We start from the raw sequence: 25,039 nt of genomic DNA on the forward strand, positions 1-25,039 counted from the left end.
TCTTAAAACTAGTGTGTGAATAGCATCCATGACCCATTCTTATGCCGTTTATCTGGGATTAAAGCATTTTTTGTCAAACGTCATGCTGAATTATGGAATTCATATGTAATGAAAGAGGGATTTTTGATGTCAATGGCAGTAAAGAAAGATCTTTCTTATGTAGTTGATAAAGTACGCAGTGGCGAACGTCTGACGTTAGAAGATGGTATGATTCTATATGAATCACCTGATTTGCTCACTATTGCACAATTAGCTAATGAAGCAAATTTAAAGCGAAATGGAAACAAAGTATATTTTATTCAAAATATGTATATCAATCCAACCAATGTATGTGAAGCAAAGTGTTCTTTTTGTGGATTTCGCCGTGATCCAGGAGCTGAAGGTGCCTATACTATGTCACCTGAAGAGGTTTTAACCTATGTCAAGGAACGCTATACGGAAGGGATTCAAGAGTTTCATATTGTAGGTGGGCATAATCATACTGTTCCTTTTGATTACTATCTTGAAACGATTTCCATTTTGAAAAAAAATTATCCACAAGTACGAATCAAGGCGTATACAGGTGCTGAAATTGAATTTTTCGCTCGTATCACAGGTTGGTCAATGGAAAAGGTATTACAAGAGCTAATCAAAGCTGGCTTAGATACTCTTCCAGGTGGTGGAGCGGAAATTCTAACCGAACGCTATCGTCTAAAAATGAGCCCTGATAAAGCAAGTACAGATCAATGGCTTGAAGCACATGAAATCGCGCATTCACTTGGTCTTAAAACACATGCAACCATGCTTTATGGTTCCATCGAAACCTTAGAAGAGCGCCTAACCCATATGATTCGTGTACGTGAACTCCAAGATAAAACAGATGGATACTTAGTCTTTATTCCTTTAGCTATGCAACCACGTAGTAAAACCGCATCGATCAAACGCCGTACTTCTGCAATGGATGACATGAAAACGATCGCAATTAGTCGCTTAATGCTAGATAATTTCCCCCATATCAAAGCTTACTTTATCAATATCGGTACCCAATTAGCCCAGCTTTCCCTCCACTATGGCGCCTCTGACTTACATGGTACCCTAGTAGAAGAACGCATTAGTCATGCTGCTGGAGCACTTACACAAACGGCTTTAACCATCGATGAGCTTGTCTGGCTCATTCAAGGTGCCAATCGGATCGCAGTCGAGCGTGATACGTTCTACAATGAGATCAAAGTTTATGAGTAAAGCCAATCAGTCCGACTCTATCTTATATCGAGTCGGACTGATTGGTTTTACGTGGTAATTTTAGTTTGAGGGTAAATAAAGTTTTTACAGAGACCAGCCCACTTGCAAAAATAATTATAAACCAAGCTAGAATAGCGAATAAATAATAGAGAGTCAATCCTGGTGTATGATGCATTTGCAAATACGTGACTCCACTCATCAAAGCGATAAACATCAAAATAAATAAGAGCATCGCCGGAAAGCGAAACGGAACAGGATAAATCTTTTGGCTTTTATAGTACAAAAAGATATTAATCAACAAGTAAGTTAGTACATTCATTCCACATACAGCCCATAAGCCAAAGACTGGAATGAAGACCAAACTTCCAATTAGATAAATCACAGCAACCATACTAAATATCCTTGATATCATCACTGTCTTCTTCTGGAAAAAGAGTCCAACCCCAATGATCAAATGTAATACATTTAAGATCGTACTAAACGAAAGTGCCCACATATATGGATAAGCTGAATGGTATGCTGGCTTTCCTCCAGCAATCAGCTGAATAAACGGTTCAGCAATCATACTAAACAAGAGAACAACAAATGAACCAACAATCAGCACTCCTTTGGCCAAACGGCTAAATAGCTGTGGGGCATCACTACGATCCTTAATCGACATCGAAAAAGGTCGCCATGCTAATTGAAATGAAGCAGTTAATAAAACAATATAAGAAGCGACTCGGGATGCCGCATCGAAAATCGCGGCGCTCGTGGGTGAAATCATATGATAGACAAACAGTCGAGAAGTCGCATTTAATACCCAAAATGTAAGTAATGTCGGAATAAGGGGAACCCCATATTTTAATAGATGTTTTGCATAAGGAATTTGTATTGGGAACCTAAAATGATTCCAAAGCAATATGACCAATCCTAACAAGACTAGGCATTGTCCAATAATTTGTCCGATAAAAATCCCTGACAAACCTTCTTTAAGTCCCACGACAAAATACACACTAAGAATAGCTGAACCTGCAAGCTGTAAAATCCCAAAAATCATAAAAGGCCATTTACGCCGTTCTAGACGGAGGTAGCCAAGCAACAACTGATTGAGTACCGAAAAAACCGTCGATAACAGCGCGATCATCAGAATCCACTTATTTTTTTCGCCACCTTCGTAAACCAGTGATGAGACCCATCCATTTACAAAGAAAAAGGCGATAACAAAAGCGATTCCTACCAAGCCACTCGTTAATACTGCTGCTGTTAAATAGCTTTTTCTCTCCTCATCCGTTTTCACATCATGGTAGTAAAACGCAAGTGCTGTATCCATCCCTAATAAAAAAAGATAGGAAATAACTAGCGTAACGGTATTCGTAACTCCCCAATCCGCATATTCATTCAGGGACAAATATGCGATAAAAATGGGAAATAAGAAAAAAGCGACAAACTTATTGCCAATGGTTACGACTGCAAATGCAAGCGAGTCTGAGGCAAGACGTTTCCATAACTGTTTCATCTATGGATGCACCTTTCTGATCTAATAAATATATTTATTATCCCTAATCAGCTTTAACTTGACAATAGATCCGATTACGAAGACACAAACTCGAGCATTATACTAGAAGAAGGAATAAAAAATCCCTTTAGCAGATACCCCCGCTAAAGGGTTTTAGTAATGAAGTTCAATCTCTTCGATCGCTTTATAGATTTTCTCTAATAGCTCTTCAGCTGTATCTGCTTGAATTAACTCACCATTTACCAAACAATATGGGTGAACAGCACAGTTGCCACAGTACCCTAGACAACCATATTCAATGACATCTAAAGAAGAATCTTCATCTAGTTTCTTTTTGATCTCCAATACATCATCGGTTAAATTATTTACACAAAACTCAATCAGAGGCCTCATTTTACATTCACTCCATTTCTGATCCAAATTGGTATCCATTTTACTCACAATACATTTATTATATATCCTTTCGACGATGAGAAAAACCATCCTTATTTAAGGATGGCCTTATTTGTAAATGATCATGATACTTTTTAAGCGACAGGCTCTAAACCTAATTCTGTAAGTTTTTGGGTAATCTTTTTTAATTTAGGATTTCCTTCATCAATAACTTCATCATCAATCACTACCACAGGATACCAAAGATCTTCATCGATCACTCGCTTGGAAAAGTTTTTTTCTTTTTCTCCCTTAGGCGCAAAAATATCCACATAAACCACTTCGACTTGTTCGCTAAATTTACGCTTTAAAGCTGATTGTAACCAAGTTGCTGTTTCTTGGGAAGAAGGTAAATTTACACAGCTAGCACAAACTTGCTCAGCCCCATAGACAAAAACTTGAATCGGCTTGGTGTTGTTCATAGGTGCAACTCCTTTATCACTATAATCAATTAAAAAGTAAGTGCTTGATCTAAATCATCTAATAAATCTTCGCTATCTTCAATACCTACGGAAATACGGATCAATCCATCCGTAATACCCAACTCCGCTCTTGTTTCTGCAGGAATCGATGCATGTGTCATCCGAGCAGGTACAGATATAATACTTTCTACAGCGCCTAAGCTTTCTGCTAATACAAAGTAATTGACTTGCTCTAAAACTTTCTCTGCTTTGGCTTGACTACCTACATCAAAAGAGATCATCCCACCAAATCCACGAGCTTGTCGCTTGGCTAAGTCATGTCCAGGATGTGATTTTAAACCAGGATAATAAACTTTGTTTACTCGTGGATGTTGTTCTAAATAACGCGCGATTTGCCCCGCACTTTCCTCATGCTGTCTCATGCGAAGACCCAATGTCTTCATCCCACGGATTAATAACCAAGCATCAAAAGGACCAATCACACCACCAATCGAGTTTTGTAGAAAATGAATCCGTTCACCGAGTTCTTCATCTTTCGTGACTACCAAACCTGCTACAACATCACTATGGCCACCTAAGTATTTTGTGGCACTATGCAATACAATATCAGCTCCTAAATCCAATGGATTTTGCCAATAAGGAGTCATAAATGTATTATCCACAATCAGATATAAGTTTTTCGCTTGGCAAATTTCACTAATTAACTTGATATCGGACACTTTAAGGAGTGGATTACTTGGTGTTTCTAAGTAAATGGCACGTGTATTTTCCCTAATGGCATCCATAACATAGCTGATCTCACTTGTATCTACAAAAGTCGCTTCCAAACCAAAACGGGAAAATACTTGGCTCAAGACACGATAAGTTCCACCATAGACATCATCACTGATGACTAAGTGATCTCCTTTATTAAACATCGACAATACTGTCGAAATGGCAGCCATTCCAGAGCCAAAAGCTAAACCACGTTTACCATTTTCCAGAGTAGCAATTAACTCTTCTAACGCCGTACGTGTAGGATTTCCTGTACGAGAATATTCATAGCCTTTATGTTGACCAATAGAAGCTTGTTGATATGTAGAAACTTGATAGATAGGTACACTAACTGCTCCCGTTTGTGGATCAGCTACCACTCCACCGTGTATTAACTTTGTATTCATTTTCATTTTATATCCCACCTTGATAAATTTTCTGACTTAAATATCGTTCACTACTATCAGGAAAAATGACCACAATCCGCGTATCATTAGGTGCCTTTGCTGCTTCTTGAAGTGCTGCATAACAGGCAGCTCCTGATGAGCTTCCAACTAATAACCCTTCTTGCTTTGCTAATTCAGCAACAAGATGAAAAGCATCCTTGTCAAGAACCGTATATACTTCATCAATCAACGAGTGATCAAAAAAGGATGGGAAAAATTCCATGCCAATCCCTTCAGTTTGATGCGGACCAGACTCTCCTCCACCGATAATCGAACCTTCTGGTTCAACAATCACTGTTTTAATCTGAGGATTCTTTTCTTTTAAAAACTGAGCTACTCCCATAAATGTACCTGACGAGCCCGCTCCCGCTATAAAAATATCCACCTTACCATCTAGTTGTTCCCATATCTCTGGGCCTGTTGTTTCATAATGAATCTGTGGATTTGCTGGATTAGAAAACTGCTGTGGACAATAGGCTCCATCTAGCTCTTGTTCAAGCTCTTTTGCTTTGCGGATAGCTCCTTTGATCCCTTCTGAAGTAGGTGTATTGATCACATGTGCTCCTAATGCTCGCATGAGATCTTGCTTTTCAACCGAAAATTTTTCAGGAACCACAAAGATGACTTGATATCCAGTCCCGATCGCAGCAAGTGCCAAGCCAATCCCTGTATTTCCAGCAGTTGGCTCTATGATCGTCCCACCTGGTTTTAACTTACCAATACGTTCGCCTTCCCGAATCAACGCCACTCCTAACCGATCTTTTACACTACCTCCCGGATTAAATGACTCCAACTTAGCGTAAAGCTCTATGTGACTTGGTATTCCTAACCTTTTTATCCGTATCATCGGTGTATTCCCGATCAGATCATGCACATTCTCAAATACATTTTTCATGCTTAGCGCGCCTCTTTCCATTCGAGTTTCATCCTTATCCATCAAGATCAAAGGGATAAATCTCCCATCGATGTTAAAATAAGAACCCGCTAACACTATCTTAACAATTTTACGATGAATTTAAAACATAGTATGCCAATCGGTTTTAAATATTTTAAGGCTTAGAAATGCTTATGTCAAAGTAATTTCTTCTAATTAAACGAAAAGATCCCGCAAATATCACAAAAAATCCAACCCTCCACTCGCAAAAGATCTTACTTGTTTTATAATATATGATAAAACATATGATGAAACTAACTCCTTGATAAACGGATTCAGAAAATAAGGAATGGATACATAGACATCATTTTTGTTTCTACTCCAGAAGATTTTAATTCTTGGAATCACTCCATTTCTTTGAAGAAGAGGGATACATGATGAAAGTAACAGGCTTTAATCATCTAACCTTATGCATTAAAAGCTTAGAGAAAAGTTTACCATTTTATTGTGACATATTAGGAATGACCTTAGTTCATCGTGGTAATACAGACGCCTATTTGGAATGGGGAGATGCTTGGATTTGTCTATTAGAAAAGAGTGACTATCAAAAAACAGAAAATCAGATTGGAATGGATCATATCGCTTTTTCCATTAGCGAAGAAGGGTTTAACGATGCTATTACCGTACTACATAACCATCACATTCCAATTACCCGAACACCTATCGAGCGGGGTGGAGGCCATTCTGTCCAATTTCTGGATCCGGATGGAATCACGATTGAACTATTTACTGGAAGCTTACAGCAACGAATGAGGAATTGGAAGTAAATAAAACAAGCATAAAAACACCCGAACTTTTGTATAACAATCAGAAAATCAGATGTTTTTCCGAATAGTAATCTTGAATCTAATCTGCAAATATTTTTTCAAATAGAAGAATAAGCAATCGCATTGTAACGTAAGTAATGAAGAAAATAACCATTAGCGCTAATAAGGTATAAGTAACAATATTGTATTGCCCTTGTATATCCCATTTGTGTACGAGAAAAAATAACTTCGTTACCCCTCTTAAATTAAAAATTCTTTCTACAATATACATAGAACCTATCATCATACCACATATTTTAAATAGATCCGCTTTAACAAACGGCAAAATATTTCGGATCACATGTTGGGAGTATATATGCCACTTAGACAATCCTTTTGCCTTAGCAATCAATATATAATCTTCTGTTAATACATGATAAGTTTCGAATGAAACCATTCGGATCATATACATAAAGGGGATATAAGCTAACGTAATAAAGGGGAGGAGAATCGCTGTCTCCGATCCCGTTGCAGCTACTTCAGCGACAAGGATACCTGTGGACTGAAAGATGACGATTACCAGTACACATAATAACAAACCAACAAAGAAATCAGGTAGTAGAGAGAGAAAGCCAAAAATATCTTTTACCCATGCTTTTCTTTTGGCTAACCATAGACCGACGAATAATCCCAAACCCATTGCTACAATACCTGTCAAAATTAAGAACACAGCTGATAACACAAACGAATCTGGCCATTCATCCCAAATAGAGTATTCACTAAGAACAAAACCATCTGCCACCCATTTATATTGAAAACTCTCACCCGTTAATAAGCCACTAAAATAATTTTTCACATATGTAAATATTTGCTCATTAAATGAAAAAGAATTGCCGTCATAAGAGAAAAGAAAGGGAAAAGTTGAAATCACTAATAAAATGATTACCCATAAAGTCCCCATATATAGCCCATGAAATAATTTACGAATCATCAGCTCACCTCCTGTTAAATGTATGGCTGCTTACTATATTCTTGCTGGTATTTCTTCTCAAATCCTCGATAAAGTAAATAAAAAGAAAGCATTAATAAGAAAAAACCTAGTAACGGGTAAGCGATAACCCAAATTTTATAATCAAGATAATCTTTATGTTGTCCTAGCAAACTCATCCATTCCTGCGACTTGCTATAATATTTTGGAGGTCCACTACTACTTATTTTGATAAGTGAGCCACCTAAAAACACATTGACTATACTAAGTTGACCAAACATCACCAATACTAAAATAATTTCATATAAAAACATTAAAAATAAATTCTCCTTTAATAAAGGAAAAATATGTTTCCATATGACTCTTTGGGTACTAGCCCCCATTTGTTTGGCCACCATGACAAACAAATGACTTTTAATGACTTCGGTTTTAGATTTAACACTGATGACAATAGGAGCAATGCCAAACAATATCATCAACACACTTTGTACAACAATTAATTCCCATTTAGCTGGCGTAACATCCTCAGTGATACCCACCTTGGTTAGTAAAAAAGAAAGGATAATAATCACAGGAACACTTCCCAAAACCCGAAATATCCCTTGCTGCTTGACCTGTACTTCTTTCATTCCTAATCCTAGACCGATCACTCCCCCGATTAAGATCCGTAAGAAAGCTATGCCTATCGAAATAAACAAAGTATATTTCAACCCATACAACATCAAAGTTAGTAAATCTTTTCCTTGATTATCACTCCCTAACCAATGAGTCGATGAGGGATAAAGCGGTGGGTCCGCTGACCAATCCTCATCAGTCACCGAATAAGGAGCTATCCATGGTCCCAAAATAGCTAAAGTCACAAAGCATATGAGTAACCCTCCTCCGATCCATAGGGATAGATTTCGTTTTTTCCTTTTCATTTCCATATAATCTTTTCACCTCAAATCGAGTTCTCTAAAACCAAGGACGATAAATAGTTAAAAATCCAATCCTTAAAGGGATTGGAAATCGAAAAAATGATGAAAAAAACCTTATCTTTCCTCTTCTCTAAATGGTCATATTCTTATTTCACATGTAAATCTCTTGATTAGTTTGTTTATCTTTCTCCATGATATAAGATGATACTTGCAATTGATATAACTCAGCGTATAGTCCATCGAGAGCCATCAGTTCTCTATGGGTTCCTTGCTCAACAATTTCCCCTTGATCCAAAACTAAAATTTTATCTGCAAAGCGTACAGAAGAGAAACGATGCGAAATAAAGATACCTAATTTATCTGTCACTAACTCTTTAAATCGATTAAATACATCCATTTCTGCCTTTGGATCTAAAAAGGAACTTGGCTCATCTAATATATATAAATCTGCTTTTCTCATAAAAGCTCTAGCGATTGCCAACCGTTGCCATTGACCTCCTGATAATTGCAGACTTTCGTCGAACCATTGTCCCAACTGTGTTTCTAGACGCTTTGGCATTTGTTCAATCACTGATTGAATTCCTGCTTTTTGTGCGGCATCAAGCAGCGCCTGATCATCATCCATCCGATCCAGATCACCAAATCCGATGTTGCTACGAACGGGCATCTCATATTGAACAAAATCTTGAAATACAACACCGATTTTACGACGCAGTTCTGTTACGTCGATGGATTTAATTGATATTCCATTAATCAAAATATCCCCTTGAAAATCATCATATAGCTGCGTTATTAATTTAACTAATGTACTTTTCCCAGAACCATTTTCTCCTACAAGTGCTAAGGTCTCTCCTTTTTTCAAAGTAAAACTAATACGATTTAAAGCTGGACGATCCATGTCAGGATATTGAAAATATACATTACGAAATTCAATGGATTCAATGGTTGATAATTCAATGTCCTTAAGGGAGTCTGATTTTGATTTCGTTGTTAAATCAAGATAGTGAAATAATTGTTGTATAAATAAATTATTCTCACATAAGGTAAGAACATTATGAATCAAAGTATTTGATGTACTATAAGTCAAATTTACTGCTTGAACCATTCCCACTAAATTACCAATTAACATTTTTCCGATAAATGTCGTCCAAAGAATAAATAAAATAATACTCCCTATCACGATATGATCCAAAAACTCGAAAGTGAGGGAGATCTTTACCTGTTTCTTAGCCAGATTCCGATCCTCTGTAAGAAATGTTTCGTTTATCTTATTATATTTATTTAGTATATACTTTTCTAAACCAAACAACTTAATTTCTCTAAAACCATTATCTTTACTAATTAGAAAAAAGAGATACCAAGAAAACCGAAAACGAGAAGCTCTTTTATATTGGACAAAGAATCTTTCTTGCCCTAAGCGAAAAAATGAAATAAAAGAAATAAACGGAGTAATCATTAAAATAACAGCAATCCACCACTTCCAAACTGCCACAACAGAAACCGCGGAAATCAAGGTTACTACTCCTGACACAAAAGCAATCATTTGAGAAAAAATCTCAAAGATACGATAGTTTGCTTCCATTTGCGCTCGCTTTAGATCATCTTGTATATTAGGATCTTCAAAATCTGCTAATTTCAGTTGCGTTGATTTTTCCATAATTTTATAGCCTAAAGTATTCGATAGAATGGTTTTAAAAATACTATTACAGTAATTCTCAATAATATTAAGTAGTTCATTACATAGACCAATTCCAATCAGAAAGCCAAATCCCCAGAGAACTAAGCTAAAGTCTCCTGTTTTCTGAGCTACCATGACTTGATTGACTAAATTCTGGGTTGCCAGCAGAGACAACACAGGGACTACAGCCTGTAAAATATTAATAAGAATAAGGATAGATAAATATCCTTTGTGTATATCCCATAAAAGCTTTAAGACCCTTGGCCATGATCGGATTGTATACCATATATTGGATAATGAAAAATCCTGTAATTGTTTTGTAGCCATCTACTCTCACCTTAATATGACCGTCTTCTTCGCAGCTATTTTAAAACGACTTATGAAATGAATTCTAGTTTATTAAAAAAACACTATCCCATTCAGGCTCCTGATCACTTATTAAACTAAGAAGCGTAAGACCAATCCCAGCAACACCGCTTAATAGACCAGCATTGGTAACCTTATTGCTCTTTGTTTTTATCATTACCATTTCATAAAAGCGTAATGGTGCTTGATGATCATAGAAATCAAGCACTTTTTCTAATAAATAATCACGATATCTAAAAAGTTCTTTATTATTTGTATCTGCTAACATCCGCTGAGTCATCTGTAATAGTCCTATATATCCATGACAAAATGTCGGAGAGTTTGTCTTCCACTCTTGTTCAGGACGTCGGAAAACAGATAAAAAAGAATCAGATGCAATCTGTTGATATCTTGAGTCATCAAGTGCTCGGCCTGCTAGTAGCAGCGCGCGGGATATCCCTGGGGTACCATAACACCATGCAGCACGTGTTTGAACCTCTTTCAGTCTACCTTTTTGGTAATCTTCTTCACTAATCCAAAATGGCCAATATAATCCATATTCATCTTCTTGCTTCCATTGAATAAGCCATTCTGTTATTTTCATAATCGCTTCTCGTTGTCTTGGTACCTCCACTCCCTGTAAGAGTGCAATCGATAATAATGCGAGAGGTCCTGGAATACCATGAGCGAGTCCAAGATTAAAAAGCCCATATGGATACATTGATTCGCCTGCTATACTCATATGATGCTTATCAGGTATAAACCAACCTGGGAGTAATTGCTGATTGATTTCCTTATCTTCACATAATTGAACAAGATAAATCAGGATCTCTTTCAGTGATTTTGTTAGTTGAGGATCATGTTTATTAAATAGTAGGTACCTGCCTATTCCCGACCAACCATCAACCACATCATAATATTCCGCACGTGCTCCCTCATGAAGTTCGGACAGCGTAGTATCCAACAACATCGGATAATCACTTAGATAAACATCATGAAGTTGCTTCATCATATTTTGATACCGTGTTCCTTCTCGGGACAAAGAACGTACAGCCATCAAAACGCCACAAATACCACTCCAAAGAGAAAGATTTTCTATCTCTTCTTCAATAAATGCTTTCTGAACCCATTGCAAGTATTCAAATCCTACTTCATCCCATCCATCATTGGGAAAAAGGCGATCAAGCTCACCATAAAAAAGTGCAATGCTTGGAAAGCCATTGGACAAGCTTAACGCTGACCAAGGAAAAATACTAAACCCAGCAGCAGTTAGATTATTCTCCTGTGCTGTTACCTTTTTCACTACCTCTTGTGGATTTTTCAGCAACGAAGCAAGTTCCAATACAATTTGCCGCACTTTTTGCCGTAGTTCTTTTGATTCAACCGGTTTCCAACCACTTTTCTTCCTAATCATCAAACCACTGTTCCCCTTGTATATTGTAAGTTTCGTAAGGTATGACGAGTCAAAGTCATGATCTTCTTTTCTCTTTCTTCATCTAAACCAATCAGACGATTTAAATGCAAATGCATTACACTACCCAAAATATCATGAAAATAAGTAAATAACTGCCCTTTCTGACGATAGTAATCGATTTGCTGTTTATATTGCTGAATACTATCCTTGCGTAAGTTAAGAAGAGAAAGGATTTGTGGTCCATCTGGATGAGTCTGTAAACCTTCCCAGTGATTCATTGAATTTGCTAATAGCATATAAGACTTTCGGTGATTTCTAAATTCATCAAGATATTTTTTATAATTCACATGTTGATCTAACCAATTCAATTGCTCTAAAAAGGGTAGACCGAAATGATTAAGTAGGTCAACACAGCTAATCACTGCTAATAACTCTTCGCTTAACTCTATTTGACCAAAGCGTTGGAGTGATATCAATTCTGTAACCATCATACTATCCGCGGCAAATAAACGCTCTGCTTCTCTAATTAAATGTGGTCCACCAAATCTTTCTATTTCAGGTTCATATGTATCCAATACCAGTCGGCTTAATATTCCTATTGCTTTTAATTCTTGTACCCATGGATATATGTGAGATAAACCCTCTGTTAATAAACGCTTTGGTTCTCCATGAAACCGTAAGCGAATATGGGGTTCAGGATCGACATAGCGCATAAAAAACCAATTGTCCGCCCAACCAGTATTTAGGGCTTCCTGACAAAACTGTTTCATATAACTACCAATAAATTCTTCTTGTCTATTATTTAATCCATAAAGCTTCAGATAAAGCCACTCATCACCTGGCAATTTCATTCGCTCTTGGCTTGAAATATGAGGTTGATTCATAAGCATAGTCATTTGATATTTTAATTGTTGATCGACTTGACTTTCTTTATTAAAGTATTGATCGTTCCTTATTAAAGGAAAAACGAATTCATTAATATATGTTCCTTCAGTACTTTCGATCCATGTTTCTGATAACTCAAAGCCTGTTTCTGTAAGCAATAGACACTGATCTGCTGGTAAGTTCATAAAATCTCGTTTTAACTCTTCGACATGGATAGGATTGGTCAAATCAAGTAAAAGACGATGATCCCCAACTGTAAGATAAATATACTGTGGAACATTCCATTTTTTTCGCCATTCTTGCAAAGCACCAAACCATGACTCGGTATCAGCTTCCTTATTAAGCATCCAACTTCCTAATTTCCATTGTGCAGGTGAAAGAATAACTCTTCCATAACGCAAACGGGGTAAAAATACGGCATCATGTATAACCGAACCCCAATCAAATGGATAAAAAGGCTTTTTCATTTCATAAGCAATCTCTAGTAAAAAGCGACAAACGTTTGGCGCTCCTCCCACATTCAACATATGCCCTGTTACAGGGATCACTTTTTTTCCCAGTGACTTGGACTTTAAATAAAAACCGTTCTCCGTACATCCTATAACTAAATCAGAAAGTGGGATCGTATGCAAATCATCTTTGGAGGAATTGGTATTTAAAACAATTTCATAAGAACGCATATTTTGTGATAAAACTACATTGCCCAGCCGTCCTTCTACAGGCATATAAACAAGCTCTGCTAAAATCGATTCAGGTTCCCGTTCCTGCTCTAATTGATGGATTTTTTTCCAGTGTGCGACTTCTTGATGTTCAAATAAATCTATAAAGCGCCCAAAAGTCTTACCTGCTCCATTGGATCCAGGATTTGGGCTAATGATTAAATGATAATTCCCTTGATCAACCGCTTCTTTTGAATTAGAAACTACTGAAAAATATAACTCCATCGATAATTGAGTTTGATTGATCTCTTCTTCTTTCATTAATAAGCTTTCTATTTTCTCATCAGTTAACTCAACCTCAATCTGATTTTTCTTGATTGCATCAAAAATCCATTCCAAAAAAAGGATATTTTTTTTACTTGATTGTGATCGGTTCCATTGGTATTTACGATGACTAGCTGGATTTGTATATGTCGCTGGCGCTCCTAATCCTTGATCTTCATCCAATACTTCTAATAATGAAACTTCACGATATGGACCATATTTCTCCAAAAATTCTTCTCTAAATGATTGAAGATGAGGATTAGCCATGGTATTTGGAGATAGTTTCCATAATAGATGTGCAGCTTGAGCCACATCCTCCTTTATCTCCTTATGCAAAAAGACTTGTTTGGTATCTAAGGCCACATCGACTTGCAATGGATTTTTTACATCAGCTAATCTTTTCATTTTATTATTTAGTTGTAAAAACTTCTCTTCGCCTTCTCCTAACATCAATTGATCATACTTTGTAATTTCATTTTGTATCTCTATTAATTTTTGTATCTCTTCTTCTAGACCTTCCAATCTGGATAATTTATTGATCACATAATCAAAAGGTGATTTGACCATCAATGGTGGACGTAACTCACTCATTAAAAATTCTTGTTCAAATAACTGCCATAAAAATGGGTAGATGACTTCTTCAGATACATCTCGATAGATCCCACTCAATTCTTCTAATAATCGAGAAAATAGTATTGGCTTCTCAGCGAATTCAAAAACTTTTTGTACAACTTCTGTATAGTTGATGGAAGCCATCTTTATATCCGGATCTTTTTCAACTTGTCCATACTTTGTTTGATACAAAAGCTTTGCTCGTGAACCATGAATATACACAGCTTGATTCACTTGAACATGTAATTGAACTAAAACCTCTTTTCTTTCTTCAAGCTGCTGAATAATCTTCATTAACCATTTCATATCTGGACGCGTCCGTTTACGAAAATCACCTATTTTCCCCAATTGTACACATGTCTTCTCTCTAAATTCCCCCATAGCCACACCTGCACACAAACCATAAGGTGTTGATCTTGTAGCCATACGTATAAAATAACGTAACAATGCTTTAGCAACTTGGTCTTGTCTACGTGGCTGATCAAAGTTGGCTAGATGAGGCAGAGAATAATATAAGGAAGGGCTGGCTACAGCAATTGATTCACGAATTATTTGATTATCAGTCAGTTCAATTAATCTTTGAATAGTATTTGTATGAATCGTTTCTCCATCATCTCTTAATAGGTCTTGTGAAAATATTTTTTCATACATATCGAGTGGCAATAACGGAGTTCTGAGCATAAAAAAATCTAAAGGTTGAAATGCTTTTGGTTTCATCCGATTCACCAATCGTCCAATCCCTTCTGAATTTAATTCTATATAGAACGCAATATATTTCACACAATAACAATCTGCTTCAGATAAAACCGAAGCAGATTGTTAGAAGGTAATGACTATTTATTACATACAGCATAAAGCTGTTCCGCGACCAGGATACCATTGTGATTTAGTTGGACGGTAGATACCGTCATCTCCCGCTTTCACTACTTTGCTTTCGCTTGACTTTTTTATTTGTAAATCCAAATCAAATCCTTTTGAACTTTTCATGACTAGCACCACTCCTCGTATATTTATATTTTGCAACCGGTTACAATTTAATATTAACATTAGAATATATAGAATTCAATATATAATATGTATAAATTTCATTTTTCCATTTATATTATATTAATTTTATATTAGTAACATTTATTATTTTATTCCATTAAAATCATATGTTATGTAGAAATAGATTCCCGATACCGAAGTAACATAACTAACAATACTTCCATTTATTGATACTAGTTAAATTCCATTAAAATCCAATGATATACTTAAAGGTATTTACAGGAAGAAAAGCCAACTTGATTTTCATTCTCAAAAAGCCTACAATGAATTTGACGGCTCGATTGGAGGAAGTAGCAGTCGGAAAGGAGAAATATCATGAGCGTAGAAGAACGTGTACAAGAAATTTTAGATAAACTACGTCCTTACATCCAAAGAGATGGTGGGGATGTTGAATTAGTAGAAATGGTGGATGGCGTTGTTCGTGTACGATTACTCGGTGCTTGCGGTAGCTGCCCTAGCTCAACTATTACTTTAAAAGCAGGAATTGAACGTGCTTTGATGGAAGAAATTCCTGAAGTAAAAGAAGTTGAGCAAGTACTATAATCGTTTGCTAAAGATACCTCTTTCATAATGAAAGAGGTTTTTTATTAAGCGTTGATTGTAACCGTTTTCAGTTAAATATATAATATTTATATAAAACTGAAAGGGGTTATTTATATGACAAATGCAAATTCCCCACAATCGGTCCCCTCTTCATGGCGAAAACGAATCAAATTAATGGGACCTGGGCTCATCGCTGCGGCAACTGGAGTCGGTGCTGGTGATCTCGTCGCAGCATTGGTCGCAGGAACGCAGTTTGGTTTTCTATTATTATGGGCAATTATTATTGGTTCGATTATTAAATATTATTTAAATGAAGGAGTTGGACGATGGCAATTAGCCACTGGAAAAACCATTCTACAAGGGTGGAATTCCTTAGGACGCTGGACACTCATTTATTTTGGCATCTATATTATTCTTTGGGGATTTGTCTATGGTGCTGCTGGAACCTCTTCTGCTTCTCTTGCAACAACAGCGATGTTTCCACAGTTGGATCTTAAAGCTTGGGCGATTCTTCATGGAGTTATTGCTTTTTTATTAGTGCTTTCAGGCCGTTATCAACTCTTTGAGAGAGTGATGACCGTTTTAACAGGTCTCATGTTTATCACCGTTGTTGGGACAGCAATCATCGTATTTCCTCATGTGTTCGACTTATTATCAGGGGTTATCCCACGTATCCCTACTGGATCAATTATGTTTGTCCTCGGACTTATTGGTGGTGTCGGTGGTTCCATCACCATCGCATCCTATGGTTATTGGATTCGTGAAAAAAATTGGGTCGGACCAATTTGGCTTTCATTCATGCGACTAGATGCCAAAGTTGCTTATATCTTAACAGCTATTTTTACCATTTCATTATTAATCGTCGGTGCAGAATTCCTATATGGTACAGGAATCATCATTCAAGATGAAAAGGGTTTGATTCAACTTTCACAGTTACTTGGGGAACGTTTTGGAGAAATCGTTCGTTGGCTTTTCCTCCTTGGCTTCTGGTCTGCATCCTTTACTTCTGTACTTGGTGTTTGGAATGGTGTTCCATATCTCTTTGCCGATTTTATCCGTCATTTACGTAAAAAAACATGGAGTCACAACCAACCGATCACCGAAAAAGACCCTGCTTACCGTACGTATTTAGTTTGGCTTACCTTTCCTCCCATGCTACTTCTATTTCTAGGAAAACCAGTTGGACTCATTATCATATATGGGGTGCTTGGTGCTCTATTTATGCCTTTCTTAGCCATTACTTTACTTTGGTTGCTTAACTCTAAGCAAGTGGAAAAATCTTATCAAAATACGCTAGCAACCAATACGATATTAATCCTTAGTTGTATTCTATTTATCATTTTGGCTGGGCAGGAAATTGTTAAAATAATCTTTAAGTAGATTTGAAATCATTCTCTTTATTCAAGTTAATCACATCGGAATGGATGAGAATCTTTTCGTCACATAACCAATGATATCTGGGGGTTAGCATCATAGATGAATTTACTCCCACCGTCTAAATTAATTACTGATGAGAGGGACCATTTAATATATTTGTATGTTCATATAATACTATATTTATATTTAAACTCCACAAATAGCCATTACTTTGAATTCCCCTTTAATACAGTAGTGTGTTAACATTTCAGATTATATATAAAAGTAAAAAAGCAATGGCTTTCTACTTGTGCATCTAGCCATTGCTTAAAACTATAATTTTCTAGAAAATAGAATCCTAAGTTTATGAATACAAGTGACAAGCTACCCAATGATTTTCTTTAATTTCTTTCCACTCAGGAACCACTTGGGAACAAATATCTTTTACTTTTGGACAACGGGTACGGAAACGGCAGCCGCTTGGTGGATTAATTGGGCTTGGTACATCTCCTTCTAAGATGATCCGCTCTCTTGTTTTAGCGACATTTGGGTCTGGGATCGGTACAGCTGATAGGAGCGCTTCCGTATAAGGATGTAACGGTTCATCATATAATGTATTACTATCCGCTAGTTCAACTAGATTTCCGAGATACATCACACCTACGCGATCACTAATATATTTTACCATTGACAAATCGTGGGCGATAAAGAGATAGGTAAGTCCTCTCTCGGTTTGCAGCCTCTTCATGAGATTGACGACTTGAGCTTGGATTGATACATCGAGTGCAGAAATAGGCTCATCGGCAATGATAAAATCTGGTTCTACTGCAAGTGCTCTTGCAATCCCAATCCGTTGTCGTTGTCCTCCACTAAATTCATGCGGATAACGTTCAAGATGTGAACGATTCAGACCAACCGTCTCTAAGAGTTCAATCACTCGGTTACGTCGTTCTTCCCCTTGAGACAAGCCGTGGATATCTATCCCTTCCGCAATAATATCCAAGACTTTCATACGAGGGTTCAGTGAAGCATAAGGATCTTGGAAGATCATCTGCATTTTGCGATGGAATTGCTTTAAGTTAGCCCCTCTCAACGCATGGACATCTTTATCATTAAATAAAACTTTACCATCGGTTGCTGAATATAAACGAATTAATGTACGCCCCACCGTCGATTTTCCACAACCCGATTCCCCTACGAGTCCTAATGTCTCACCGCGACGAACTTGGAAGGTCACTCCATCAACTGCTTGCACGAGTTGTCTACCGACTTTAAAGTGCTTTTTTAGATTTTGAACATCTAAAATGATATCTTCTTGTTTCTTCGTTTTCGTTTGTTCTGCATTCATCTTTATTCCCCTCCTACTGCCGCCGCTGGTGGTTCAACTTTGGGTGCCATATCATGCTCAAGCCAACAAGCCACTTGATGGGTAGAAGAAACTTTTGTGGCCTCTGGCATTTCTTCTAAACAAATCTTCATGGCGTGCTTACACCTAGCAGCAAATGGACATCCTTTTGGCGGTTTAAATAAATCGGGAGGAGATCCCGGAATCGGTAAAAGCTCTTGATCGCTCGTTTGGTCTAAACGAGGCATCGATGCAAGGAGTCCCCATGTGTATGGGTGTTTGGGTTGATAAAAGATTTCTTCCAATGTACCTGATTCAACAACTTTTCCTGCATACATCACGACGACTCGTTTCGCAATATCAGCTACAACACCTAGGTCGTGTGTGATGAGGATAATCGAGGTTTTGATATCTTTTTGTAACTCTTTCATGAGATCGATAATTTGCGCCTGAATCGTAACATCTAGTGCCGTTGTCGGTTCATCGGCAATGAGCACTTTTGGAGCACAAGCTAATGCAATCGCGATCATCGCTCTTTGTCTCATCCCACCACTAAATTGATGGGGATATTGATTAATACGCTTTTCAGGGCTAGGAATGCCTACTTTCTTTAGCATTTCTACCGCTTTCTTCTTCGCATCTGATTTACTCATTTTATGATGTTTCATTAAGCCTTCAGTAATCTGATCCCCTACTTTTAAGGTGGGATTCAGCGATGTCATAGGGTCCTGGAAAATCATGGCGATTTGTGCGCCACGGATTTTTTCCATTTCTTTCTCTGAAACTTTTGTCAGATCTTTTCCATCAAATAAGACTTCTCCGCCTTTAATGACTGATGGTGGACTAGGAAGTAATCGCATCAGGGTTTGAGAAGTCACACTTTTCCCACACCCGGACTCTCCAACGATGGCAATGGTTTCCCCTTCGTCAAGATCAAAAGAAACACCACGTACCGCATGTACTTCACCACTATAGGTCTTAAACGAAACTTGTAAATCTTTTACTTCTAATACTTTTGACATGGTTCATCCCTCCTCTATTTCCGCATTCTTGGATCCAGCGCATCGCGCAGTCCATCACCAATTAAGTTAAATGATAACATCATGATTCCAATAATAACGGATGGAATTAATAGCTCATGCGGGAAAATTTGCAAGTTTTGTGCACCATCATTAATAATTACTCCTAAACTTGCTTCAGGAGGACGAAGCCCCAAACCGATAAAGCTTAAGAATGCTTCATAGAAAATAGCAGATGGAATTGCAAACATAACGGCAATAATAACGATACTCACAATATTAGGAAGTAAATGCTTTGTCATAGTCCGAATATGACCTGATCCCAATGTACGTGCTGCTAACACATACTCTTGTGATTTTAATTTCAGTACTTGCGCACGTACAATCCGCGCAGTTGGGAGCCAGTTGGTCAATGCTAACGCAAGTGCTATCGGTACAATTCCCGGATCAAAAATGATAAGAAATAAAATCACCACGATCAAGTTTGGAATACCATATAATACTTCAATCACACGCTGTAAAATATTATCAACCATACCACCGAAGTAACCAGAGATGACTCCAATCGTCACCCCAAAGACAATCTCTAATATCGCTGCAAGTAAGGCGATCATCAATGAAACTTTGGTACCATACCAAACTCTTGTCCATAAGTCCCGACCAAGATTGTCTGTTCCAAAACGATAATCATCACCTGAGATCATATTTTGGAAAGTGGGTTCTTGGTCTTGTACACTTAAGTTTTGTGCTTGATAGTCGGTTTTTCCCATCGATGGTCCTACAAAGGTTAAAACTAGTATGATACTAAGTAATACTAACCCTACCATTGCACCCACATTTCGATAAAAACGACGCCATACGTCTTTCCAAAAGCCGATCGAAGGCCTAGCAATCGCATTTTTGGCAGAGTCATCGATTTCTGCTGGTTGAAACATATCAGGTGTTAATTTCATTGTTTCCTTCATCATGGATCACTCCTTCCCACTCTGTGCCACACGAATTCGTGGATCGATTAAACCATATAAAATATCAACAATAAAGATAGCAAATAATAGGAATGCACTATAAAATGTGGTCGTTCCCATGATTAGGGTTAAATCTTTATTGTTAATACAATCCACAAACAACTTACCCATTCCAGGAATAGCAAAAATTAACTCAACAACCATGGAACCGGTCATTAAGTTTACAGTCATCGGTCCTAAAATGGTTACAGCGGGAATCAGTGCATTACGTAACGCATGCTTCGATAAAATTTTATTTCTCGCTAACCCTTTTGCCTTCGCTGTTTTAATATAATCCTGTTCTAAGACTTCAACCATTTCGGTACGGGTATAACGAGCAATTTGGGCGATGACGATAAAAGTTAAGGCTAATGTTGGTAACACGGTGTGTGAGAAAGTTCCCCATAATGCCACCGGAAACCAGCCTAATTTTAAGCCTAAAGAATAAGACAAGACAGCAGCGATTACGAAGCTGGGTACAGATACCCCTAACACTGCGATCACCGTCGTAATGTTATCTACCCAACTTCCTCTCCTAAGACCTGAAATTACACCTAAGATCAATCCGATCAGACAACCAAGAATGATTGCTTGAAGTCCTAACTGGGCAGAAGCTGGAAACCCTTCCATCACCATATCTGTAATTTTCTTCCCATCAAAAGTCATAGATGTCCCCAAATCACCTTTAAGTAAGCCACCCATATATCTGAAGTATTGCACATGAAGGGGATCTTTGAGTCCATACTCCTTAAGAATCTGCTCTTTAATTTGTGGAGGAAGTTTTTCCTCATTACGTAGTGGGCTACCTGGCAGTAGATGCATGAGGAAGAAGGTTACAGTAATAATAAACCATAAGGTTACGATCATATAGCCGAAGCGTCTAACTGAATATTTGACTAAATCCATATCTCCTCACATCCTTTCATCTTTAGTGAACAGTGATAAGGTATATGTCCTAATCTGGACATATACCTTATTTGTCGTTTTTACTTACTTTCGATATAAGCTTCTTTCAAATCAAAGTCAGCATTAAAGAAGTGCCATTTAACCCCTTTAACATAAGGTTTCACAAGATAAAGTCGATCAGATTGATAAAGTGGTACTGTAGCATGATCATCTACCCAAATTTTCTCAGCTTTCATGAGGTCTTTTGAGCGCTCTTCAAAATTAGTATTGGAGTAGGATTTTTCGATCAATTTATCATATTCGGCGTTCGACCATTTTCCTTTGTTATTCGGGCTATCACTGGTCCAGAATTCCATATAAGTCATCGGATCGTTATAATCAGGTCCCCAACCATACAGTACTAAGTCAAATTCACCACGATCAGACAGTTCTAAACGTTGCTTAAATGGAACCGACTTAACAACCGTATTCAATCCTAAATTTTTACGTAATTCTTCTTTGATGTACTGAGCAATTTGTGGGTTGGGATCAATATTATTTACTAAGATTTCAAGAGTTGGTGCAGAAGATAAGCCCGCTTCTTTTAATCCTTCTTGGAGAAGCTGTTTTGCTTTAGCTGGATCTGGTTTAGTTGGATCTAACTTACTTTCTTCACGGATCGATTTACCACTAGTCACAGTGATCTCTTTTGGTACCCAAGAGCCAGAAGGTCTACCAGTTCGAAGTACTTTGTCTACTAATGTATTACGATCAACCGATAAGTCAATTGCTTCACGGATTTTCTTGTTGCCAAAGAATTTTGCTTTATTTGGATCTTTCGCTTTAAAGTTTTGGATCAGTACCCAACTACTTGCATAAGGTGGAACAAATTTATCTTTGTGATTTTTATACTTAGTCAAAAATGCCCCAGATAATGGTCCCGACCAAGCGAGTTTACCTGTTTCATAAAGTTTGACTGCTGTAGCATCATCTTCGATAGAATGCAAGTTTACTTTTTCTAATTTTACTTTGTCTTTATCCCAATAGTTCTGATTTTTCTTTAGAACAAACTTACCTTTTTTACTTTCGGTACTAATTTCAAATGGTCCATTGTAAACCAATTTATCTGGTGTTACTCCATATGCCTTACCATGTTTCTTTACAATATCTTCACGCTGTGGAAGATACGTAGCAAATGCAACTAAATCCAAAAAGAATGGGGTCGGATTTTTTAATTTTACTTCAAGAGTCTTATCATCTTTGGCTTTAACCCCGAGTGTATCAGCAGGTTTTTTCCCTTGGTTAATCTCTTGTGCATTTTCAATGAAAAACATGATATTAGCATATTGAGAAGCCGTTTTTGGATCAACCACACGCTTCCAAGCAAATTCAAAATCCTTTGCAGTAACAGGTTTACCGTCACTCCATTTAGCATCACGGAGTTTAAAGGTGTAGGTTTTCTTATCGCTACTAATTTGTGGTTGTCCTTCTGCAATCGCAGGCTGCGGTTTATGATCCGCATCGAGACGGAATAGACCATCCATACTATTACTAATCAGATAGTTCATGCTTTGGTCAACATCCAAGGCATAATCGAGGGTTTTAGGATCCTCTCCCATATACCACTCTAATGTTTTGGTGTCTTGTGGCTTTTCATTAGCTGTATTACCGCCGCCACCGCCGCCACATGCTGCAAGCACGGATGATGAAGCAAGTAAAAGTCCTAATGAGAGCGCTAATTTTTTGCGCATGTACCTCAGCTCCTCCTCTAAATCTCTAATTTTTTAGAATTTATACGGTTAAGACAAAAGTCTTAAGCCCAAATTATAAAAAAAACATAGAACTAATAAAAATAAGTGCTAAATAATTTAAATAAATTAATCTAGAAACCTATATTCATAATTTTGACAATAACCCCACTTATAGAAAACGCTTACACTCTGGTAATATATCTTCTTCGAGGATTAATAATATCATATTATATTCTGCAAATATAGTAAAGTATGTATCCACTGTTTGTTTCTTTTTTAGATAAAAAAAATAAGAGGATCATTTTTCCTTTAAGTTGTAAAAGAGAGAAATCCGGGAGAAATTCGCCTTTTAATTTTAAAAAATAGATTTCGTTTATCCTCTATTTTCCATCCAATCAACTTCAGGTACAGAAATATGCCAATTTTCCCTAATCAAAAAGGTATATTTTTTTAGTAAATCTAACTTTTTTCCTTCAATCTTAGCTGCACAGCGAAAATAAGGCTTAGCTGACTCCACTCCTAATGTTTGTTCACTATAAAACGCCTTTAGTACACGAAATAGATGATGTGGAAAAAGTAATTGGGTATAAATTAGAGCATATTCTGATTCAATCAGAGGACTAACCTCTTGATAGGCTCTTAATATCCATTTTAAAACCTCTATACTTCCTGTTCTACCATAAGCATATTGAAGCCACCGAGCTAAATCGGCGGATCGGGTATTAAAGGTGACATCATTCCAATCAATCAGATAGATTTGGTCATCATGTGTTATTAGTAGATTTTTACGATGTATATTATTATGACAAACTCTACTATATGAAACTGTTTCTTTACAAGTCTTATCTCCACCTATTTTTAAATAGTATTCTATTAAGTTTTCCGTAATTCCTTTTATATAACTCGCATAACTCAACCATGTTTTATCTACCTCTGTTGGTAAATTGGTCCACCTAGCGGCAATCTGAAATAATTCCAATTGTCGATAAGTTTGTTTAAATGTAGCTAACCATTTTCCGGTTTCCTGATATTTACGATACGAATTGCTTGGCGTGAAATTCTTTGTAGTTTTATGGAAAAATGCAAGAAAACGGCTAACCTGCTGCCATTCTTCTAAACGTAAAAGCTGTACGGGATTCGCTTTAATCCAAGGCATAAGTACATAGCTATAGTGAAAGCCATCAAAATAAGGCTTACCAATTGCGGTTAAAATCGGGGTTGGAATAATGAGATCTATTTTCTCCAAATGCTCACTCAATTCCAAAATTAATTTGAAACGATCTTTTTGCCCTTTTCTTACTCGTTTTAAAGCCATAGGACCTTGATCTGTTTTGAGATATAAGACTCCACCCATTGGCTTTGCCTGTATGATCCGCAAGTTATAAAAGCTCTGCAAATAATCATCGAGTCGCGACTCACCCGTCCAACTCTTAATCTCTTCCATAGTCACAGACATTCGCTTCACCTCTTCTAATTAGGCTATGTCAGAATAAGGAAATAGGTGCCTACAAAAGGATTTAGTTGAAAAAGAAAACGAAGCGTAAGTCGTGATAAAGGATGTGGATTAACCAGTAGCTCATCGCCCTCACTCACTCCCGTAGCCTTAATCGGTCCATCGAGCTTCTTAGAGAGCTTAGCTCTTGAGACAACTCTTGTCTTTTGGGAAAAGTCGGATTCTACACAAAAATGATTCGCTCTCGTTCCAGCAATGATCTAGGTTTTGGATTGAATTATGCAACATGCTCGTGATAAAAAACGAGGTTACTCCTCTGCTCCAAAGCTTCATTCATTTGCTTAATAAGTGATAGAGTAACC

The 25,039-nt window shown here is 37.2% G+C and carries 21 protein-coding genes; 4 read left to right on the forward strand and 17 right to left on the reverse strand.

What is annotated here, in order from left to right:
* The first annotated feature begins 126 nt into the window (after window positions 1–126).
* Window positions 127–1,221, forward strand: a complete 1,095-nt coding sequence (mqnE, locus tag DL897_RS02760; protein WP_113657582.1) for an aminofutalosine synthase MqnE — start codon at window positions 127–129, stop codon at window positions 1,219–1,221.
* Between the two features lie 22 nt (window positions 1,222–1,243).
* Here the strand turns inward: mqnE and DL897_RS02765 are convergent, their stop codons facing one another.
* The 5 genes from DL897_RS02765 to cysK form a co-directional block, all read right to left on the reverse strand.
* On the reverse strand, window positions 1,244–2,719 hold the full coding sequence (locus DL897_RS02765; protein ID WP_113657583.1) for a lipopolysaccharide biosynthesis protein: 1,476 nt from the start codon (window positions 2,717–2,719) through the stop codon (window positions 1,244–1,246).
* A gap of 153 nt (window positions 2,720–2,872) precedes the next feature.
* Window positions 2,873–3,112 carry a YuzB family protein gene (locus DL897_RS02770; RefSeq protein ID WP_113657584.1) on the reverse strand — a complete coding sequence of 80 codons (240 nt, stop codon included), beginning with the start codon at window positions 3,110–3,112 and terminating at the stop codon, window positions 2,873–2,875.
* 134 nt (window positions 3,113–3,246) lie between these two features.
* On the reverse strand, window positions 3,247–3,573 hold the full coding sequence (locus tag DL897_RS02775; protein ID WP_113657585.1) for a YuzD family protein: 327 nt from the start codon (window positions 3,571–3,573) through the stop codon (window positions 3,247–3,249).
* Window positions 3,574–3,602: 29 nt separating this feature from the next.
* The gene (locus DL897_RS02780; protein WP_113657586.1) at window positions 3,603–4,739 is read right to left on the reverse strand and encodes a bifunctional cystathionine gamma-lyase/homocysteine desulfhydrase; all 1,137 of its coding nucleotides are present in this window, start codon (window positions 4,737–4,739) and stop codon (window positions 3,603–3,605) included.
* A 1-nt stretch (window position 4,740) separates the two neighbouring features.
* On the reverse strand, window positions 4,741–5,688 hold the full coding sequence (gene cysK, locus DL897_RS02785; RefSeq protein WP_276308544.1) for a cysteine synthase A: 948 nt from the start codon (window positions 5,686–5,688) through the stop codon (window positions 4,741–4,743).
* A gap of 395 nt (window positions 5,689–6,083) precedes the next feature.
* Here cysK and DL897_RS02790 point away from each other — a divergent pair, with 395 nt between their 5' ends.
* Window positions 6,084–6,473, forward strand: coding sequence for a VOC family protein (locus DL897_RS02790; RefSeq protein ID WP_113657587.1), 390 nt, complete (start codon window positions 6,084–6,086; stop codon window positions 6,471–6,473).
* Between the two features lie 79 nt (window positions 6,474–6,552).
* Here DL897_RS02790 and DL897_RS02795 read toward each other — a convergent pair whose 3' ends face one another.
* The 6 genes from DL897_RS02795 to DL897_RS18100 all read right to left on the reverse strand — a co-directional run bounded on the left by DL897_RS02795 (window position 6,553) and on the right by DL897_RS18100 (window position 15,261).
* Window positions 6,553–7,443, reverse strand: coding sequence for an ABC transporter permease subunit (locus DL897_RS02795; RefSeq protein ID WP_113657588.1), 891 nt, complete (start codon window positions 7,441–7,443; stop codon window positions 6,553–6,555).
* A gap of 14 nt (window positions 7,444–7,457) precedes the next feature.
* A complete protein-coding gene (locus DL897_RS02800) occupies window positions 7,458–8,366 on the reverse strand; it encodes an ABC transporter permease (RefSeq protein WP_113657589.1) in 909 nt (302 codons plus the stop codon).
* Window positions 8,367–8,508: 142 nt separating this feature from the next.
* Window positions 8,509–10,362 (reverse strand): ABC transporter ATP-binding protein, encoded by a 1,854-nt coding sequence (locus DL897_RS02805; RefSeq protein WP_113657590.1) that lies wholly within the window; start codon window positions 10,360–10,362, stop codon window positions 8,509–8,511.
* Window positions 10,363–10,426: 64 nt separating this feature from the next.
* Window positions 10,427–11,794: a lanthionine synthetase C family protein gene (locus DL897_RS02810; protein WP_145962184.1), complete on the reverse strand. Its 1,368-nt coding sequence runs from the start codon at window positions 11,792–11,794 to the stop codon at window positions 10,427–10,429.
* Window positions 11,794–15,054, reverse strand: coding sequence for a lantibiotic dehydratase (locus DL897_RS02815; RefSeq protein WP_113657592.1), 3,261 nt, complete (start codon window positions 15,052–15,054; stop codon window positions 11,794–11,796). The genes DL897_RS02810 and DL897_RS02815 overlap by 1 nt, the downstream gene beginning before the upstream one ends.
* A gap of 60 nt (window positions 15,055–15,114) precedes the next feature.
* A complete protein-coding gene (locus DL897_RS18100) occupies window positions 15,115–15,261 on the reverse strand; it encodes a hypothetical protein (protein ID WP_168188614.1) in 147 nt (48 codons plus the stop codon).
* 375 nt (window positions 15,262–15,636) lie between these two features.
* Here DL897_RS18100 and DL897_RS02820 point away from each other — a divergent pair, with 375 nt between their 5' ends.
* Both DL897_RS02820 and DL897_RS02825 read left to right on the forward strand, forming a co-directional pair.
* The gene (locus tag DL897_RS02820; RefSeq protein WP_113657593.1) at window positions 15,637–15,864 is read left to right on the forward strand and encodes a NifU family protein; all 228 of its coding nucleotides are present in this window, start codon (window positions 15,637–15,639) and stop codon (window positions 15,862–15,864) included.
* A gap of 114 nt (window positions 15,865–15,978) precedes the next feature.
* Window positions 15,979–17,244: an Nramp family divalent metal transporter gene (locus tag DL897_RS02825; protein ID WP_113657594.1), complete on the forward strand. Its 1,266-nt coding sequence runs from the start codon at window positions 15,979–15,981 to the stop codon at window positions 17,242–17,244.
* Window positions 17,245–17,584: 340 nt separating this feature from the next.
* On the opposite strand, the gene DL897_RS02830 is transcribed toward DL897_RS02825, so the two are convergent.
* The 6 genes from DL897_RS02830 to DL897_RS02855 all read right to left on the reverse strand — a co-directional run bounded on the left by DL897_RS02830 (window position 17,585) and on the right by DL897_RS02855 (window position 24,680).
* Window positions 17,585–18,568, reverse strand: a complete 984-nt coding sequence (locus DL897_RS02830) for an ABC transporter ATP-binding protein (protein ID WP_113657595.1) — start codon at window positions 18,566–18,568, stop codon at window positions 17,585–17,587.
* Window positions 18,569–18,570: 2 nt separating this feature from the next.
* Window positions 18,571–19,587, reverse strand: a complete 1,017-nt coding sequence (locus tag DL897_RS02835; RefSeq protein WP_113657596.1) for an ABC transporter ATP-binding protein — start codon at window positions 19,585–19,587, stop codon at window positions 18,571–18,573.
* A 14-nt stretch (window positions 19,588–19,601) separates the two neighbouring features.
* On the reverse strand, window positions 19,602–20,552 hold the full coding sequence (locus tag DL897_RS02840) for an ABC transporter permease (protein WP_113657597.1): 951 nt from the start codon (window positions 20,550–20,552) through the stop codon (window positions 19,602–19,604).
* A gap of 3 nt (window positions 20,553–20,555) precedes the next feature.
* Window positions 20,556–21,494 carry an ABC transporter permease gene (locus DL897_RS02845; RefSeq protein WP_113657598.1) on the reverse strand — a complete coding sequence of 313 codons (939 nt, stop codon included), beginning with the start codon at window positions 21,492–21,494 and terminating at the stop codon, window positions 20,556–20,558.
* A gap of 80 nt (window positions 21,495–21,574) precedes the next feature.
* Window positions 21,575–23,224 carry a peptide ABC transporter substrate-binding protein gene (locus tag DL897_RS02850; protein ID WP_113657599.1) on the reverse strand — a complete coding sequence of 550 codons (1,650 nt, stop codon included), beginning with the start codon at window positions 23,222–23,224 and terminating at the stop codon, window positions 21,575–21,577.
* A gap of 373 nt (window positions 23,225–23,597) precedes the next feature.
* Complete coding sequence (locus DL897_RS02855; RefSeq protein ID WP_113657600.1) at window positions 23,598–24,680, reverse strand: phosphotransferase; 1,083 nt, start codon at window positions 24,678–24,680, stop codon at window positions 23,598–23,600.
* Window positions 24,681–25,039: the final 359 nt, after the last annotated feature.

Source organism: Thermoflavimicrobium daqui (genome assembly GCF_003313465.1).
GTDB lineage: Bacteria > Bacillota > Bacilli > Thermoactinomycetales > Thermoactinomycetaceae > Thermoflavimicrobium > Thermoflavimicrobium daqui.

Bases quoted from the DNA above. Each gene is read 5' to 3' on its own strand.
- DL897_RS02850 (WP_113657599.1), bottom strand. From the start codon at position 23,224: ATGCGCAAAAAATTAGCGCTCTCATTAGGACTTTTACTTGCTTCATCA.
- DL897_RS02805 (WP_113657590.1), bottom strand. From the start codon at position 10,362: ATGGCTACAAAACAATTACAGGATTTTTCATTATCCAATATATGGTAT.
- DL897_RS02830 (WP_113657595.1), bottom strand. From the start codon at position 18,568: ATGAATGCAGAACAAACGAAAACGAAGAAACAAGAAGATATCATTTTA.
- DL897_RS02780 (WP_113657586.1), bottom strand. From the start codon at position 4,739: ATGAAAATGAATACAAAGTTAATACACGGTGGAGTGGTAGCTGATCCA.
- DL897_RS02775 (WP_113657585.1), bottom strand. From the start codon at position 3,573: ATGAACAACACCAAGCCGATTCAAGTTTTTGTCTATGGGGCTGAGCAA.
- DL897_RS02810 (WP_145962184.1), bottom strand. From the start codon at position 11,794: ATGATTAGGAAGAAAAGTGGTTGGAAACCGGTTGAATCAAAAGAACTA.
- mqnE (WP_113657582.1), top strand. From the start codon at position 127: ATGTCAATGGCAGTAAAGAAAGATCTTTCTTATGTAGTTGATAAAGTA.
- DL897_RS02825 (WP_113657594.1), top strand. From the start codon at position 15,979: ATGACAAATGCAAATTCCCCACAATCGGTCCCCTCTTCATGGCGAAAA.
- DL897_RS02795 (WP_113657588.1), bottom strand. From the start codon at position 7,443: ATGATTCGTAAATTATTTCATGGGCTATATATGGGGACTTTATGGGTA.
- cysK (WP_276308544.1), bottom strand. From the start codon at position 5,688: ATGGAAAGAGGCGCGCTAAGCATGAAAAATGTATTTGAGAATGTGCAT.
- DL897_RS02820 (WP_113657593.1), top strand. From the start codon at position 15,637: ATGAGCGTAGAAGAACGTGTACAAGAAATTTTAGATAAACTACGTCCT.
- DL897_RS02765 (WP_113657583.1), bottom strand. From the start codon at position 2,719: ATGAAACAGTTATGGAAACGTCTTGCCTCAGACTCGCTTGCATTTGCA.
- DL897_RS02790 (WP_113657587.1), top strand. From the start codon at position 6,084: ATGAAAGTAACAGGCTTTAATCATCTAACCTTATGCATTAAAAGCTTA.
- DL897_RS02835 (WP_113657596.1), bottom strand. From the start codon at position 19,587: ATGTCAAAAGTATTAGAAGTAAAAGATTTACAAGTTTCGTTTAAGACC.
- DL897_RS02800 (WP_113657589.1), bottom strand. From the start codon at position 8,366: ATGGAAATGAAAAGGAAAAAACGAAATCTATCCCTATGGATCGGAGGA.
- DL897_RS02845 (WP_113657598.1), bottom strand. From the start codon at position 21,494: ATGGATTTAGTCAAATATTCAGTTAGACGCTTCGGCTATATGATCGTA.
- DL897_RS02840 (WP_113657597.1), bottom strand. From the start codon at position 20,552: ATGATGAAGGAAACAATGAAATTAACACCTGATATGTTTCAACCAGCA.
- DL897_RS18100 (WP_168188614.1), bottom strand. From the start codon at position 15,261: ATGAAAAGTTCAAAAGGATTTGATTTGGATTTACAAATAAAAAAGTCA.
- DL897_RS02855 (WP_113657600.1), bottom strand. From the start codon at position 24,680: ATGTCTGTGACTATGGAAGAGATTAAGAGTTGGACGGGTGAGTCGCGA.
- DL897_RS02770 (WP_113657584.1), bottom strand. From the start codon at position 3,112: ATGAGGCCTCTGATTGAGTTTTGTGTAAATAATTTAACCGATGATGTA.